Raw genomic sequence first — 14,456 nt, forward strand, 5'->3', positions numbered from 1 at the left:
CGGTACCGCAAACGATGCTCCGCCTCTTCTCGACCGATACCCGAAGCGAAACGCCCCACGAGACTTGGCGCATCCTGGCGCTCGCCTGGCCGGTGATGCTGACCAGCCTCAACTGGACGATCCTCCACGTCACCGACGTGATCGTGGTCGGGCTGGTCGGCGCGCACGAGGTGGCCGCGCTCGGCGCGAGTCGCTCGCTCACTTTCATCGCGATCGTCACTGGGCTTGCGTGGCTGTCGGGCGTGCTCGTTCACACCGCGCGCGCCGATGGGGCAGGGGATCTGTCGCGCACCGGTCAGGTGCTGCGCGAGGGGCTGGTGCTCGGGCTGCTGCTCGGACTGGTGGTCGGCGGCGTCATGTTCCTGTTCGCCGATTCGATGCTCGCGGGGATCGGCGTCGCGCCCGCACTCGTCGACCCCGCCGGGCGCGTCGTCCGCGTGATGGCGTTCACCTACCCGCCGCAGCTGATGATCGTCGCCGCCAGCTTCTTCCTGGAGGGTGTCAGCCGACCCCGCCGTGTCGCCGTCGTGAACCTGTCGATCCTGCCGCTCAACGCGGTGCTCGCCTGGGCGATGTCGGGCGGGCATCTGGGGTTCTCGGCTATGGGCGCGGTCGGTGCCGCGACCGCCACCGCGATCGCGTCAGGGTTTGGTGCGGTCGGCATGATCGCCGCCGCGCTGACCTTGCCCCGCGCACGGGAGCGCGGGGTGCGTCGTCTCGATAGGGCCGCATGGCGGGGCGTGCCCGCGGGGATCGCTGCACTTGCGGTCTTCGGGATCGTCCCCGCTATCGCATCGGGGCTCGAACTTGCCGGCTTTTCGATCCTGATCGCGCTGTCGACGCAGTTCGGCGACGATGTCGCCCATGCGTTCCAGATCGTGTTCTCGGTCCACAACGTCACGTTTGGATTGGCACTGGGGCTTGGGTCCGCCTGCGGGGTACGCGTCGGCAACGCAGTGGGCGAGGGCGATCCGAAGGCCGGCATTTCCCGCGCGCTGATCGCGACCGGGCTGTCGATGCTCGCGCTGGGACTATGCGGTATCATGCTGATCGTCGCGCGCGGCCCGATCGTCGCGGCGTTTCCCGCCGATCTCGCCACGCACGGGGTCGCGCTGGCGATGTTGCCGGTGTGGGCGCCGTTCATCCTATTCGACGGCGCGCAGGTGGTGCTAGTGTACGCGCTCCGCTCGCTCGGTGATCAGGTCGTCGCGGGGGTCAACAGCATCGTCGCCTATTTCGTCGTCACTGGCGGCGCGGGCTGGTGGATGGTGCACGTCGGGATTGGGCCGATGGCGCTGGTCTATGCGTCGGGCCTCGGCATGCTCACCGCCGCCACGCTGCACGGCGCCCGCTTCTGGATCGTCAGCCGGCGGTTGCAGCGCGCCTAGCGCGTGGCCTCGCCGGCAAAGCTCAACTCGAGCCGCTTCGAATTGGGCGGCACGTTCAGCGTCGCGGAGTTGAAATCGATCGTGCCGCCCGGCGCCAGCGTGCGCTGCTGCGGGGTGATCGTCCAGCTGTACACCAGCCGGCCCTGCGCATCGCGGAGTTCGGCGCGGATGTCCGGCACGCGCTGGCGCTGGTCCGACGGGTTGGTCACCTGGCCGCTGACCGCGAACAGTTCGGAGCCGTTCTCCAGCTCGCGTCGCTCGATCGGATTGTCGCGCAGCCGCAAGGGCGTCTCGTCGCTGCCTAGCCCAAGACCGAGCTTCGCCGCGACGCCAGGTGCACCCAAATAGACGATCGCCCCCGCCGCAAGCAGCATCAGCAACCCGGCGAGCACCGCCACGATCGTCCAGCGCCGCGCCATGTTGCGGCGCGGACGGAACGGCGGCTGCTCGGCATTCGAATCGTACCGCGGTTCGACCACCGCATAGGTGGGCGCGACAAACGCGGGTTCGGCGAGCGGTGACGACGGTGACGGCGGCGGTACGGGCAGTGCCGTCACGGGCGCCGTCGCAGGCGCGGCGAATCGCTCGACCGGATCGGGCGTTCGCGGCAAGGGCGCGAGCGGGGGCGGCATGGGTGCAAGCGGCGTCGTGACCGGCACCTCCAGCGCCTCTTCTGCCACCGGGGCGGGCGCCTGGAACCAGCTATGCCGGCAATTGGCGCAGCGCACGGTGCGTCCTTCGCCGCCGATCGCACTGTCGGGGACCAGATAGCGCGTGCTGCACTCGGGACATTGGAGGATCATGGAGACGCTTTACCAGCGGCCGCCGGAGCGCGACCGTTCTTGGCTGTGAATAAGCACGCGGCCCGCATCGGTGGCAAGCTTGAAGCGGCGCGCGCTTTCATGCGAAAGCGCCGATACGGGCATTGGCACGGGCATCAAGCGGGCGAGAGCGGGCGCAACCACGTCATGGCGAATATCGTCCAATTCGAGAATGTCGGGCTGCGCTACGGGACCGGCCCGGACGCGGGGCCCGAGACGTTGTCCGACGTCAGCTTCACGCTGCGCAGTGGTGCGTTCTATTTCCTCACCGGTGCAAGCGGCGCGGGCAAGACCTCGCTGCTGAAGCTGCTGTACCTGGCGCAACGCCCGACCCGCGGTGTGATCCGGCTGTTCGGCGAGGACGCGGTCGTGTTGTCGCGCGATCGCCTGCCGGGATTCCGCCGGCGGATCGGCGTGGTGTTCCAGGATTTCCGGCTCGTGCCGCATCTGTCGACCTGGGACAATATCGCGCTCCCCTTGCGTGTCGCCGGCATGCCCGAGGCGGATATCGAGCAACCGGTACGCGAGATGCTGACCTGGGTCGGGCTCGGCGACCGCGCCGACGCGCGACCCGCGACGCTGTCGGGCGGCGAGCAACAGCGCGTCGCGATCGCCCGCGCCGTCATCGCCCGGCCCGAGATCCTGGTCGCGGACGAGCCGACCGGCAACGTCGATCCCGACATGGCCGAGCGGCTGCTGCATCTGTTCGAATCGCTCAACAAGCTCGGCACCACGGTGGTGGTCGCGACGCACGACTTCCATCTGCTCGGGCGGATTCCGGGGGCGCAGATGATGCGGCTCGATCGCGGGCGGCTGCTCGATCCGACCGGGTCGCTGCGCTATCCGCCGACGCGGCCCGATTCATGAGTCGCGCGACCAAAGCCCGGTCCTCGGCCGAACGCCGCGTGCTCGACGAGGCCGGCGGCCTGCGCGCGATGACGTGGGTGATGGCGATCATGCTGTTCCTGACGATGCTCGCCGCCGCACTGGGGCTGGCGACCGCGGGGGCTGCGCGGTTGCTCGATCGGCAATTGGCGGGGCGGTTGACGGTGCAGGTCGTCGATGGCGATCCGGTCCGGCGTGACGCCGTCGCGGTGCGCGTGCTGGCTGCGTTGCGCGCGATGCCGGCGGTCGCGACCGCAATGCCGGTCGATCGCGCCGAGCTGACCCGGTTGTTGCAACCCTGGCTAGGGTCCGATGGCGCCGATCCGCAATTGCCGGTGCCGGCGATGATCGACGTCGACCTCGCCGATCACGACGAGGCGGCCGCCGCGCGTGTTGCTGCCACGGTGCGGCGTCTGAGCCCAGTCGTCCGCGTCGATCGCCACGAGAGCTGGATGTCGCCGGTCAACGACGTGATGCGGTCGATGACGTTGCTGGCCCTCGCGCTCGTGCTGCTGATGGCGAGCGCGACCGCGGCGGTCGTCGTGCTCGCCGCGCGCGCGGGGCTCGAAACGCACCGTGCGACGATCGCGGTGATGCACATGCTCGGCTCGACCGACCTGCAGGTCGCACGCCTGTTCCAGCGCCGGATCGCGCTCGATGCGACGATCGGCGGCGTCGGCGGCGGGGTGATGGCGCTGCTGGTGGTGGCGTTCATCGGCATCCGGTTGCACGGATTGGGCTCCGAACTGCTCGGCGGCGTGACGCTCGGCGGGGTCGACTGGGTGGTGCTCGCGTTGCTCCCGTTCGCCTTCGTCATCCTGGCGACACTGGCGGCGCGCGTGACGATCGTCCGCGCGCTGAGGCACATCCTGTGATCGTCCGGCTGTTCGGACTCTTGGGGCTCGCCTGGGCATTCGGGTTCGCGGTGTTCATGCTGCTGCTGCCCACGCCGCTCAACGGCTTTACCTCGGATGCGATCGTCGTGCCGACTGGTGGGGCAGGGCGGATCGACCGCGGCATCGCGCTGCTTCGCGATCACCAGGCCCGGCGGATGCTGGTGACCGGGGTGGCGCCGGGCGTGCGGCCGATCGACCTCGCGCTCGAATACCGGACGTCGCCTGCCTTGTTCGCGTGCTGCATCGATCTCGGCGCCGACGCGGTCGATACGCGCTCGAACGCGGAGGAAACCGCGCAGTGGGTGCGTGTCCATAACTACCGGTCGGTGCGGCTGGTGACCTCCGACTGGCATCTCGCGCGTGCTCGGATGGAGCTGGCCGCGGCGCTCGGCAAAAACGTGATCATTCTCGGCGACGGCGTTCCGGGAACGCCGCGGCTCGGGACCTTGGTCAACGAATACAACAAGTTGATCCTTCGCCGGATCGCGTTGTGGATTGGATATGGCGGATGATCTGGCTGCGTAACTGGGCGTTCATGCTCGTTTTCTACACGATCTCGGTGCCGATCGTGGTGACCGTGCCGATCTCGGCGCTGTTCGGCACGCGGGCGGTGATCGTACATTCGACGATATGGACCCGCTTTCATCGCTGGTGCGCGCGGGCGATCCTCGGCGTGCATATCCGGATTGAGGGTACTCGGCCGACCGAGCCGGCATTCTATGCCTGCAAGCACCAGGCGATGTTCGAGACGCTGGAATTGCAGGCGCTGCTCGACGGGCCGGCGATCGTCCTGAAGCGCGAACTCGCCGATATCCCGGCCTGGGGCTGGGCCGCACGCAAATACGGCGCGATCGTCGTCGACCGCGAAGCGTCGGCCAAAGCGATGCGCAGCATGATGCGCGAGGCGACCGCCGCCAAGGCGACCGGCCGCTCGATACTCATTTTTCCGGAGGGCACGCGGGTATCGCCGGGCGAGCATCCGCCGCTGAAGCCCGGGTTCGCGGGCCTCTACCGTGCGCTGAAGATGCCGACGGTGCCGATCGCATGCGACAGCGGGCTCGTCTGGCCGAAGAAGGGGCCGAAGCTTCCCGGTGTCATTACCTTCCGGTTCGGCGAGGTGGTCCCGGCCGGTCTTCCGCGCGAAGAGGCCGAGCACCGTGTCCACGCGGCGATGAACGCGCTCGACTAACTACGTAATTGTTCCACGTGGAACAACGACTTAGTCAAATGTGCGTGCGGCCGAAATCCTGCACGTCGTCGTCCTGACCTTGCTCGACGATACTCCGGCGAATCGCCCGGGTCCGCGTGAACAGATCGAACAGTGCATCGCCGTCGCCCCAGCGAATTGCGCGTTGCAGATGACTTAGATCCTCCGAAAAGCGCTGCAACATCTCCAGCACGGCCTCGCGGTTGTTCAGGAAGATGTCGCGCCACATCGTCGGATCGGACGCGGCGATCCGCGTGAAGTCGCGGAAGCCACCGGCGGAATATTTGATGACTTCGGACTGGGTCACTTGCTCGAGGTCGCCCGCGGTGCCGACGATCGTGTAGGCGATCAGATGCGGCAGGTGGCTGGTGACGGCCAGGACGCGGTCGTGGTGCTCGGGCGCCATCGTCTCGACCTGTGCGCCAAGCCGTCGCCAGAATTCGGACACGCGCTCGACTGCGACCGGGTCGGCGCCTTCCGGCGGCGTGACGATGCACCAGCGATGGCGGAACAGCGTCGCGAAACCGGCCTCGGGGCCGCTCCGCTCGGTACCTGCGACCGGATGCGCGGGGATCACCGTCGCGCCGGGCAGTGCGTCGGTAAGTGCGCGGACGATCTCGGCCTTGCAGCTGCCGACATCGCTGACGATCGCATCGGCGGGGAGCTCGGCTGCGAACTCGCGCGCGACGTCGCCCATGATGCCGACCGGCACGCACAGGATCACGAGGTCGGCGTCGATCACCGCGGCGCCGGCCGAGTCCGCAACGTCGTCGCAGAAGTTCAGCCGGTCCGCCGCCTCGCGCACGTTCGCGTCGGAATCGTAGCCGGTGACGCGGACCGTCGGCATCGTTTCCCGTACCGCGCGCGCCACCGACGAGCCGATCAGTCCCAGCCCGATGATCGTGACGCGCGCGAACGGCAGCATCAGGCGTTGTCGACCAGGTTGCGCAGCGCCGCGGTGACGCCGCGCGTTTCCTCCTCGGTGCCGATCGTGATGCGCAGCGCGCCCGGCAGGCCCTGGCCCGGGAGCCAGCGGACGATGTAGCCCGCTTCCATCAGCCCGTGATAGGCGGCATCGGCGGTCAGCTTGCCCTCGAACAGCACCAGCACGAAGTTCGCCTTCGACGGCACCGTACGCAAGCCGGCATTGCCCATCTGCCCGATCTGCTCGACGAACCAGCCGCGCCACGTGTCGTTATGCGCGCGCGTCGCGTCGACGAAAGCGGTGTCGGCGATCGCCGCGACCGCGGCGGCCTGGCCCGCGGTGGTCACGTTGAACGGTGCGCGGATGCGGTGCATCGCGTCGATGATCGGCGCGCAGGCATAGCCCCAGCCGATCCGCTCGGCCGCCAGCCCGTGGATCTTCGAAAAGGTCCGCGTGACCAGCACGTTCGCCTCGGTCATCGCCAGTGCCAAGCCCGCATCGTCCTCTTCGGGCGAGAGATATTCGGCATAGGCCTGGTCGAGCACAAGCAGCACCGACTTCGGGAGGCCCGCATGCAGTCGCGCGATTTCAGCGCGGGGGGTGAATGTGCCGGTCGGGTTGTTCGGGTTGGCGACGAACACGACGCGGGTACGCTCGGTCACCGCAGCGAGGATCGCATCGACGTCGGTCGCATAGTCGCGGTCGTCGACGATCACCGGCTCGGCACCGACGCGGCGCGTCGCGATCTCGTAGACCGCGAAACCGTAGCGGACGTGAATGATCTCGTCACCGGGGCCCGCATAGGCGCCAGCGACCAGGTGCAGGATCTCGTCCGAGCCGGTGCCGTAGATCACGCGCGCCGGATCGAGGTCGTAATGCGCCGCCAGCGCCTCGCGCAGGGCGACCGCGCCGGCATCGGGATAGCGTTCCAGCGTCCGGTCGGCGGCATCGAACGCGGCCTTGGCGGCGGGGCTGGTGCCGAGCGGGTTTTCGTTCGACGACAGCTTGATCACCGTGCGGCCATCATCGGTCGTCGAGCGGCCGGGCGTGTACGGCGCGATCCCCAGGATCCAGGGCTTCGGCGCGGGTGCGGGCATGATGTTTGTCATGGCCGCGGGGCATAGCGGGCGCGGTGCCGCGGTGGCAAATATTTGTGCGTGGGGGGGCGGTCGATCGCCGGATTTCACGATCCTCCCCCGCCAGGGGGAGGTGGCGCCGAAGGCGACGGAGGGGGAGGGCAACGCAACAGGGGTTTCCCTTTCCGCCCCCTCCGTCTGGCAAGCGCCAGCCACCTCCCCCTTGCGGGGGAGGATCGAGATGGCCTGCCTTCGTTCGCGCACAAGATGACCACCACGCTGGCATGACGGCGGCCCCTTATGGTAGCGCGCGTCATGCTCGACACGCCTGCTCTCGACCCCAGCATCGGCCACGACACCGACCAGCGCTTCGGCCTCGCGCGCCGCGTGACGCTGCCGGGACCGCTACGGCTAGACGGCGGCGTGCTGCTGTCGCCGGTCGACATCGCCTACGAAACCTACGGCACGCTGAACGCCGACGCCTCGAACGCCGTCCTGATCTGCCACGCGCTGACCGGCGACCAGCATGTCGCGTCGAACCACCCGCGCACCGGCAAGCCCGGCTGGTGGACCCGCATGGTCGGCGAGGGCAAGCCGATCGACCCTGCGCGGCACTTCATCGTCTGCGCGAACGTGCTCGGCAGCTGCATGGGCACGTCCGGCCCGGCGACGATCAATCCGGCGACCGGTCGCCCCTGGGCGATGAGCTTCCCGGTCATCACGATCCGCGACATGGTTCGCGCGCAAGCCATGCTGCTCGATCATCTCGGCATCAACGTGCTGCATGCGGTGGTCGGCGGATCGATGGGTGGCATGCAGGCGCTAAGCTGGCCCGCCACCTTTCCCGATCGGGTGAAGGCGTGCGTCGTGATCGCCTCGACCGCGCGCCACACCGCGCAGAACATCGCCTTCCACGAGGTAGGGCGCCAGGCGGTGATGGCCGACCCGAACTGGCGCGGTGGCGAGTATCACGACGACGACGCGCCGACCGCGGGGCTCGCGGTCGCTCGGATGGCGGCGCACATCACATACTTGTCGGAAGCCGGGCTGACCGAGAAGTTCGGCCGCCGCCTCCAGGCGCGCGACGCGAAGTCGTTCGGGTTCGACGCGGATTTTCAGGTCGAGAGTTATCTGCGCCACCAGGGACTCGCCTTCACCGACCGGTTCGATGCCAACTCGTATCTCTACATCACGCGGGCGATGGATTATTTCGACCTCGCGGAAGAGCATGGCGGGCTGCTCGCCAATGCCTTTCGCGCGACAAAATCGCGGTTCTGCCTCGTCAGTTTCGACACTGACTGGCTGTATCCGACCGCCGAGTCGCGCGCGATCGTTCAGGCGCTCAACGCAGCGGGCGCACCTGTCAGTTTCGTCGAATTGTCGAGCCCGTATGGCCATGACGCGTTCCTGTTGGAGGCGCCCGATCTCAACCGGGTCGTCGACGGCTTCCTAAGGGCAGGGCGATGACGATCATCCTGTCCGACGACGTGGACAAGCTGCAGGTCGACCGCATCCATGGCTGGCTGGCAAGCAGCTACTGGTCGCCGGGGATCGAGCGCGGATTGGTCGAACGCGCGATCGCCGGTTCGCATTGCCTCGGTGCGTACCAGGACGAGCAGCAGGTCGGATTTGCTCGGATGATCACCGATCACGCGACGTTCGCCTGGCTCGCCGACGTCTGGGTCGAGGAGTCGGTGCGCGGGCAGGGACTAGGGCGCAAGATGGTGAGCTGGTTCCTCGAGCACCCTTCGTTCGCAGGGCTGCGACGAATCGGGCTGGTCACCGCCGATGCGCACGGCGTCTATGCGGGGCTCGGCTTCCACCCGCTGGTCCGTGCCGATCGCTATATGGAGAGGCTCGCCCCCGGCCTCGCCGAGCAGCTCCGGACCGCACCATGACCTTACGCACCGATCTCGCCGTCATCGCCGAAAACGTCGCGCAAGGCAGCCGCGTGCTCGATATCGGCTGCGGCGACGGCGCGCTGATGGCCGCGCTCCGCGACACCCGCGACGTCGATGCGCGCGGGCTGGAGATCGACGCGCGCAACGTTGCATCCGCCGTCGCGCGCGGGCTGTCGGTGATCCAGGGCGATGCCGATATCGACCTTGCCGGCTACCCCGATGGGAGCTTCGACTACGCCATTCTCAGCCAGACGCTTCAGACCGCGCGCGCGCCCGATCTCGTGCTCGATCACCTGCTCCGGATCGGCCGGCGTGCGTTCGTCAGCTTCCCCAATTTCGCGCATTGGAGGGTGAGGTTGTCGCTATTGTGGGGCGGCCGCATGCCGGTGACGCGCCAATTGCCCGAGAGCTGGTACGACACGCCCAACATCCACCACGTGACGATCGACGATTTCCGCAGCTTCGTGAAGGCGCGCGGCATTACGGTCGAGGACGCCTGGTTCCTGTCGGGCGACCAGCGCACCGGTGCGGGCGCCGCCAACCTGCTCGCCGAGCATGCGGTATTCCTGCTGCGCCGGTAAACCGCACCGCGATAAATGTAACACTATGTTGCCCGATACTGATTGAGATCAGTATCGCTACGGAACCGATTGGTCGGCGGCCGGTTAACACGCCGATGACCAAGACCGCCCTCATTGTCGAAGACGAGATTTTCGTTGCGCTCGACCTCGAGAGAATCCTCACCGATGCGGGTTACGGCGTGGTGGGGATTGCGGCCGATCGCGAGAGTGCGATCGCGGCTGCTCCCGGTTGCAGCTTCGCCTTCGTCGACATCAACCTGCGCGATGGACCGACCGGACCCGAGATCGCCAAGCGTATGGCCGCGGATTACGGCGTAAAGGTCGTGTTCGTGACGGCAAACCCCGCGCAGATCGGCGATGCCGAATGCCTCGGCTACATCCGCAAGCCATTCAGCGATGCGGCAATCCTGGCGGCTGCCGCGCTTGCCTGCGACGAGCAGCCTGTCGTTCATGACGACGTCATCCGGATCGTCTAACGGCTGAACGCGGCCTTCGGGATATCAAGCACGACGGTCAGTCCCGACCCATTCCATTGACGCTCGATCTTGCCGCCCAGCTGACGCACGGCACTCATTTCGATCAGTTGCGTGCCGAAGCCGGCCGGGGTGTTCGGTTCGGTCACGACCGGCCCGCCTTCCTCCGACCACGTCAGCATCACCATGTCGCCTTTCGTGGCGACAGCGATCCTCACGCAGCCCAGTTCGGTGGCGAGGCCGCCATATTTGGTCGCGTTGGTCGCCAGCTCGTGGAACAGCAGCGCGAGCGGGGTGGCGGAGCGATCGTCGATGGTCACGTCGTCGCCCGATACGATCACGCGCATGCCGTCGACGCGCTGGTATGGCTCGAACAGCTCCTTCAACAGCCCGTGCAGGCTGTTCTGTGCCGCCGACGGGCGCGAGTTCGCGCTGTGGGGCCGGACGAAGTCGTGCGCGCGGCCCAGCGCGGTAATGCGGTGGCGCAGATCGGTCGCGATCCCGGCGAACTCGGGTTTGCCCCGTGCCGCGAACGCGATCAGCCCGGCGATCACCGCAAAGATGTTCTTGATGCGGTGGCTCAGTTCCTGGCTGATGACCTCGCGCTCTTCGTAGGCGAGCTTCTGTTCGTGGATATCGGTGCACGTCCCGAACCAGCGCTGGATCGCGCCACTTTCGTCGCGCACCGGCAGCGCACGGCCGAGTACCCAGCGGTAGGTGCCGTCGAAATGTTGCAGCCGGTATTCGATGTTGTACGGCTCGCCCGTATCGAGCGAGTGGCGCCACAATGCCCAGGCGCGATCCTGGTCCTCGGGATGGAACATGCCGTTCCAGCCTTCGCCGTCGGTGGTGCCCGCGGGCGCGCCGGTGAATTCATACCAGCGCGCATTGTAGTAATCGTGGAAGCCGTCGGGCAGCGTCGACCAGACCATCTGCGGCATCGTGTCGGCCAGCGTGCGGAACCGCAGGTCGCTCGCTTCCAGCGTCCGTCGTGCCTTGGCCTCGGCCATCGCCTGCTCGCGCGCGGCGCGGCGATCGTCGAGCCGGCCCATGGCGGCCTTTGCCAGCAACGTCATGCCGTCGCGCTGGAACCGGGTCAGCCCCTCGCGCGGATCGGGTGCCAGCACGCACAGCGCGCCCAGCGGCACGCCTTCGCTGGAGACCAGCGGCGCCCCCGCATAGAACCGCACATAAGGCGGGCCGGTGACCAGCGCATTGGCGACGAAGCGCAGATCCTGCTGCGCATCGGGCACCTCCATCACCTCATGATGGTGCATCGCGTGCGCGCAGAACGACATGCTGCGCGGCGTCTGCTCCAGATCGGTGCCGGTGCGCGACAGGAAACGCTGATACTCTTCCTCGACCAGGCTCAGCAGCGCGACCGGCGCGTCGCAAAGCTCGGCCGCGAACGACACGATGTCGTCCAGCTGGCCCTTCGCGCGCGCGCCCGCCACGTCGTAGGACGCGATGACGCGCGCGCGTGCGACCTCGTCGAATGAAGTGGTCGCCGGTAGAGACGTCAGCGTCGGCATGGAGATCAGAACGGCACGTCGTCGTCGAGATCGTCCGAGAAGCCGCCGGTCTGGCCGAAGCTGCCGCCGCGGGCGCCGCCGCCGCCTGAGGGTGCGCTGCCACCACGACCGCCGCCGCCGTAACCGCCGCCGCCACCCGACGAGCCACCGCCGAAGTCGTTGCCGCCACCGCCGCCGGCCCAGTCGTCGCCACCGCCGCGGCTACCACCGCCGCCGCCTGCGCCGCCACCCTGGCCGCCGTTCGGGCCGTCGAGCATCGTCAGCACGCTGTTGAAACCCTGCAGTACGATCTCGGTCGAATATTTATCCTGGCCCTGCGCGTCCTGCCACTTCCGGGTCTGGAGCGCGCCTTCGATATAGACCTTCGAGCCCTTGCGGAGATACTTCTCCGCGACGTTCGCGAGACCTTCGTTGAAGATCGCGACCGAATGCCATTCGGTCTTTTCCTTGCGCTCGCCCGACATCTTGTCCTTCCAGGACTCGGATGTCGCGATGCGCAGGTTGACGACCTTGCCGCCGTTCTGGAACGCCTTGCTCTCCGGGTCGCGACCCAGATTGCCGACGATGATGACCTTGTTGACGCTGCCTGCCATGATGCCCCTCAGAGGCCGGCGAACACCGCCAGCCAGTATGTAATGCCAGCCATGATGTACGCGGCGGCGAACAAATAGCCAACCATGAAGGCGGGCCATTTCCACCCATTGGTCTCGCGACGGGTGACGGCGATGGTCGAAATGCACTGCGGCGCGAACACGAACCACATCAGGAAGGCGAGTGCGGTCGGCAGGCTCCAGCGGCCGCGCAGGTTCTCGACCATCGCCTTGCCGCCCTGGTTGCTGTCGGGATCGTCGATTGCGTAAACCGTGCCGATTGCCGCAACCGCGACTTCGCGCGCGGCCATTGCCGGGATCAGCGCGAGGACGATGTCGCGGTTGAAGCCGATCGGTGCGAATATCGGCGCAATGCCGTTCGCAATGCGACCGGCGACCGAATAATCGACGGCCGAGATCTTCGGTGCGCCGGCGGGCTGTTCGGGCGGCTTGGGGAAGCTCAGCAGCACCCACAGGATGATCGTCGAAGTCAGGATGATGCCGCCGGCGCGCTTCAGGAAGATCTGCGCGCGGCTCCACAGGCCGATGCCGACGTCGCGCCACTGCGGCCACTGGTATTTGGGCATCTCCATCATGAAGCCCGACGACACGCCCTTGGTCACCGTCCGGCGCAGCACCAGCGCGGCGACGAACGCGCCGACGATGCCCATCACGTACAGCCCGAGCATGACGACGCCCTGAAGCCCGACGAACGGCAGGATCTTCGTGTTGGGAATGAACGCGCCGATGATCAGCGTGTAGACCGGCAGCCGCGCGGAGCACGTCATCAGCGGCGCGATCAGGATCGTCGTCAGCCGGTCTTTCTCGTCGTCGATCGTCCGCGTCGCCATGATGCCCGGAATCGCGCAGGCAAAGCTCGACAGCAGCGGGATGAACGCGCGGCCGGACAGCCCGACGCTCGCCATCACGCGGTCCATCAGGAACGCCGCGCGGACCATGTAGCCGCTCGCCTCGAGCACGAGGATGAAGAGGAACAGGATCAGGATCTGCGGCAGGAACACGATCACCGCGCCGACGCCGGCGATCACGCCGTCGACGAGGAGTGAGCGGAGGAGCGAGGCGGGGAGTTCTGCGGTGAGGAACGCCTGGAGCGCGGTGAAGCCTGCATCGATCGCGTCCATGAACGGCTGGGCCCAGCTGAACACCGCCTGGAACATCAGGAACATGATCGCGAGCAGCAGGATCGGGCCGGCGACAGGGTGCAGCGCGACCGCGTCGAGCATGTGCGTCCAGCGGCGGACGGTCGTCTCGGACACCGTCGCCGACGTCGCGATCGCACGCGCGCGGCGCTGGAGCGTGACGATGTCGTCCTGGACGCTGCCGTCCGATTTGCGCAGGCGCATCGGGCCGTTGACGACGATGCTCGACAGCGCTGCCTTGAGCTCGTCGAGGCCTCGTTTGCGCACCGCGACGGTCGGGATCACCGGCACGCCGAGTTCGCGTTCGAGTACCTTGGGATCGAGCTTCAGGCCGTCGCGCTCGGCCAGGTCGACCATGTTGAGTGCGACCACCACCGGCAGGCCGAGCGCGATCAGCTGGAGCGTGAAGCGGAGGTGATTGTCGAGATTGGCGGCATCGACGACGACGACCAGCGCGTCGGGCAGGCGTTCGCCGTCCTGCGTGCCGGTGACGACGTCGCGCGTGACCCGCTCGTCGGGGGAGGAGGGTTCGAGACTGTACGCACCGGGCAGGTCGACCAGCTCGACCGGCCGTCCGTCGTCGAGCATCAGCCGCCCGACTTTCCGCTCGACCGTGACGCCGGGGTAATTGCCGACCTTCTGCCGCGCACCGGTGAGCGCGTTGAACAGCGCGCTCTTGCCGGCATTGGGATTGCCGACCAGCGCAACCAGCGGTGCTGCGTTCATTCTAAAGGATTATTCGGCCGCGGCAGGCATCGGAGAAACCTGGATCGCGCCGGCGACCGCGCGGCGGAGCGCGACGGTCATGCGGCCGATACGGCAGGCGATCGGGCCCTGGCCAAGCGTCGCGCGGTGCAGAACCTCGACATCGACACCCTCGTCGAAGCCCAGTTCGCGAAGCCGGCGTGCTTCCGGCCCGGCGAGCCGCGCCCACTCGATTGCCGCAACAATGGCGTGCTGCTTGCGCGGCAGGGTTTCGAGGCTGACGGAACGATCGGGGCGAGTGTCCATGATGCGACTG

Annotated in this window: 16 protein-coding genes; 9 read left to right on the forward strand and 7 right to left on the reverse strand. The window is 67.6% G+C overall.

Annotated elements, in window-relative coordinates; translation table 11 throughout:
- Positions 1 to 14 precede the first annotated feature (14 nt).
- Entirely contained in the window at positions 15 to 1,388 is a 1,374-nt protein-coding gene (locus tag VH567_RS05940; protein WP_423324114.1) for an MATE family efflux transporter, read from the forward strand.
- Here VH567_RS05940 and VH567_RS05945 read toward each other — a convergent pair.
- Positions 1,385 to 2,191 (reverse strand): MJ0042-type zinc finger domain-containing protein, encoded by an 807-nt coding sequence (locus VH567_RS05945; RefSeq protein ID WP_423324116.1) that lies wholly within the window; start codon positions 2,189 to 2,191, stop codon positions 1,385 to 1,387. The two genes, VH567_RS05940 and VH567_RS05945, sit on opposite strands and share 4 nt — an antisense overlap.
- 165 nt (positions 2,192 to 2,356) lie before the next feature.
- On the opposite strand from VH567_RS05945, the gene ftsE reads away from it, so the two are divergent.
- The 4 genes from ftsE to VH567_RS05965 are packed head-to-tail and all read left to right on the forward strand — an operon-like array spanning position 2,357 to position 5,179.
- The gene (ftsE, locus tag VH567_RS05950; protein ID WP_423324118.1) at positions 2,357 to 3,076 is read left to right on the forward strand and encodes a cell division ATP-binding protein FtsE; all 720 of its coding nucleotides are present in this window, start codon (positions 2,357 to 2,359) and stop codon (positions 3,074 to 3,076) included.
- Positions 3,073 to 3,969: a cell division protein FtsX gene (locus VH567_RS05955; protein ID WP_423324120.1), complete on the forward strand. Its 897-nt coding sequence runs from the start codon at positions 3,073 to 3,075 to the stop codon at positions 3,967 to 3,969. The genes ftsE and VH567_RS05955 overlap by 4 nt, the downstream gene beginning before the upstream one ends.
- Entirely contained in the window at positions 3,966 to 4,502 is a 537-nt protein-coding gene (locus VH567_RS05960) for a YdcF family protein (RefSeq protein WP_423324122.1), read from the forward strand. The genes VH567_RS05955 and VH567_RS05960 overlap by 4 nt, the downstream gene beginning before the upstream one ends.
- Positions 4,499 to 5,179, forward strand: coding sequence for a lysophospholipid acyltransferase family protein (locus VH567_RS05965; protein ID WP_423324124.1), 681 nt, complete (start codon positions 4,499 to 4,501; stop codon positions 5,177 to 5,179). Before VH567_RS05960 ends, VH567_RS05965 begins: the two co-directional genes overlap by 4 nt.
- 34 nt (positions 5,180 to 5,213) lie before the next feature.
- Here VH567_RS05965 and VH567_RS05970 read toward each other — a convergent pair whose 3' ends face one another.
- Positions 5,214 to 6,122 carry a prephenate/arogenate dehydrogenase family protein gene (locus VH567_RS05970; RefSeq protein WP_423324126.1) on the reverse strand — a complete coding sequence of 303 codons (909 nt, stop codon included), beginning with the start codon at positions 6,120 to 6,122 and terminating at the stop codon, positions 5,214 to 5,216.
- On the reverse strand, positions 6,122 to 7,219 hold the full coding sequence (gene hisC / locus VH567_RS05975) for a histidinol-phosphate transaminase (protein WP_423324995.1): 1,098 nt from the start codon (positions 7,217 to 7,219) through the stop codon (positions 6,122 to 6,124). Before hisC ends, VH567_RS05970 begins: the two co-directional genes overlap by 1 nt.
- 279 nt (positions 7,220 to 7,498) lie before the next feature.
- Between hisC and metX the strand changes: the two genes are divergently transcribed.
- From metX to VH567_RS05995, 4 genes are all read left to right on the forward strand, one after another.
- The gene (metX, locus tag VH567_RS05980) at positions 7,499 to 8,665 is read left to right on the forward strand and encodes a homoserine O-acetyltransferase MetX (protein ID WP_423324128.1); all 1,167 of its coding nucleotides are present in this window, start codon (positions 7,499 to 7,501) and stop codon (positions 8,663 to 8,665) included.
- Positions 8,662 to 9,096 carry a GNAT family N-acetyltransferase gene (locus VH567_RS05985; RefSeq protein WP_423324130.1) on the forward strand — a complete coding sequence of 145 codons (435 nt, stop codon included), beginning with the start codon at positions 8,662 to 8,664 and terminating at the stop codon, positions 9,094 to 9,096. The genes metX and VH567_RS05985 overlap by 4 nt, the downstream gene beginning before the upstream one ends.
- Positions 9,093 to 9,680: a methionine biosynthesis protein MetW gene (metW, locus tag VH567_RS05990; RefSeq protein WP_423324132.1), complete on the forward strand. Its 588-nt coding sequence runs from the start codon at positions 9,093 to 9,095 to the stop codon at positions 9,678 to 9,680. Before VH567_RS05985 ends, metW begins: the two co-directional genes overlap by 4 nt.
- A gap of 95 nt (positions 9,681 to 9,775) precedes the next feature.
- The gene (locus VH567_RS05995; RefSeq protein WP_423324134.1) at positions 9,776 to 10,156 is read left to right on the forward strand and encodes a response regulator; all 381 of its coding nucleotides are present in this window, start codon (positions 9,776 to 9,778) and stop codon (positions 10,154 to 10,156) included.
- Here the strand turns inward: VH567_RS05995 and VH567_RS06000 are convergent.
- Genes VH567_RS06000 through VH567_RS06015 form a run of 4 tightly spaced genes read right to left on the reverse strand, consistent with a single transcriptional unit; the run spans position 10,153 to position 14,446 of the window.
- The gene (locus VH567_RS06000; protein ID WP_423324136.1) at positions 10,153 to 11,685 is read right to left on the reverse strand and encodes a sensor histidine kinase; all 1,533 of its coding nucleotides are present in this window, start codon (positions 11,683 to 11,685) and stop codon (positions 10,153 to 10,155) included. The two genes, VH567_RS05995 and VH567_RS06000, sit on opposite strands and share 4 nt — an antisense overlap.
- Positions 11,686 to 11,690: 5 nt before the next feature.
- Positions 11,691 to 12,278: a single-stranded DNA-binding protein gene (gene ssb, locus VH567_RS06005; RefSeq protein ID WP_423324138.1), complete on the reverse strand. Its 588-nt coding sequence runs from the start codon at positions 12,276 to 12,278 to the stop codon at positions 11,691 to 11,693.
- An 8-nt stretch (positions 12,279 to 12,286) separates the two neighbouring features.
- Positions 12,287 to 14,161: a ferrous iron transporter B gene (feoB, locus tag VH567_RS06010; RefSeq protein ID WP_423324140.1), complete on the reverse strand. Its 1,875-nt coding sequence runs from the start codon at positions 14,159 to 14,161 to the stop codon at positions 12,287 to 12,289.
- A gap of 9 nt (positions 14,162 to 14,170) precedes the next feature.
- On the reverse strand, positions 14,171 to 14,446 hold the full coding sequence (locus tag VH567_RS06015) for a FeoA family protein (RefSeq protein ID WP_055874807.1): 276 nt from the start codon (positions 14,444 to 14,446) through the stop codon (positions 14,171 to 14,173).
- Positions 14,447 to 14,456: the final 10 nt, after the last annotated feature.

The sequence above is a fragment of the Sphingomonas sp. 4RDLI-65 genome, assembly GCF_049472435.1.
Lineage (GTDB): Bacteria > Pseudomonadota > Alphaproteobacteria > Sphingomonadales > Sphingomonadaceae > Sphingomonas.

What these genes read in the sequence shown, in the direction of transcription:
- VH567_RS05940 (WP_423324114.1), top strand. Translation starts at nt 15, where the DNA reads ATGCTCCGCCTCTTCTCGACCGATACCCGAAGCGAAACGCCCCACGAG.
- VH567_RS05945 (WP_423324116.1), bottom strand. Translation starts at nt 2,191, where the DNA reads ATGATCCTCCAATGTCCCGAGTGCAGCACGCGCTATCTGGTCCCCGAC.
- ftsE (WP_423324118.1), top strand. Translation starts at nt 2,357, where the DNA reads ATGGCGAATATCGTCCAATTCGAGAATGTCGGGCTGCGCTACGGGACC.
- VH567_RS05955 (WP_423324120.1), top strand. Translation starts at nt 3,073, where the DNA reads ATGAGTCGCGCGACCAAAGCCCGGTCCTCGGCCGAACGCCGCGTGCTC.
- VH567_RS05965 (WP_423324124.1), top strand. Translation starts at nt 4,499, where the DNA reads ATGATCTGGCTGCGTAACTGGGCGTTCATGCTCGTTTTCTACACGATC.
- VH567_RS05970 (WP_423324126.1), bottom strand. Translation starts at nt 6,122, where the DNA reads ATGCTGCCGTTCGCGCGCGTCACGATCATCGGGCTGGGACTGATCGGC.
- hisC (WP_423324995.1), bottom strand. Translation starts at nt 7,219, where the DNA reads ATGCCCGCACCCGCGCCGAAGCCCTGGATCCTGGGGATCGCGCCGTAC.
- metX (WP_423324128.1), top strand. Translation starts at nt 7,499, where the DNA reads ATGGTAGCGCGCGTCATGCTCGACACGCCTGCTCTCGACCCCAGCATC.
- VH567_RS05985 (WP_423324130.1), top strand. Translation starts at nt 8,662, where the DNA reads ATGACGATCATCCTGTCCGACGACGTGGACAAGCTGCAGGTCGACCGC.
- metW (WP_423324132.1), top strand. Translation starts at nt 9,093, where the DNA reads ATGACCTTACGCACCGATCTCGCCGTCATCGCCGAAAACGTCGCGCAA.
- VH567_RS05995 (WP_423324134.1), top strand. Translation starts at nt 9,776, where the DNA reads ATGACCAAGACCGCCCTCATTGTCGAAGACGAGATTTTCGTTGCGCTC.
- VH567_RS06000 (WP_423324136.1), bottom strand. Translation starts at nt 11,685, where the DNA reads ATGCCGACGCTGACGTCTCTACCGGCGACCACTTCATTCGACGAGGTC.
- ssb (WP_423324138.1), bottom strand. Translation starts at nt 12,278, where the DNA reads ATGGCAGGCAGCGTCAACAAGGTCATCATCGTCGGCAATCTGGGTCGC.
- feoB (WP_423324140.1), bottom strand. Translation starts at nt 14,161, where the DNA reads ATGAACGCAGCACCGCTGGTTGCGCTGGTCGGCAATCCCAATGCCGGC.
- VH567_RS06015 (WP_055874807.1), bottom strand. Translation starts at nt 14,446, where the DNA reads ATGGACACTCGCCCCGATCGTTCCGTCAGCCTCGAAACCCTGCCGCGC.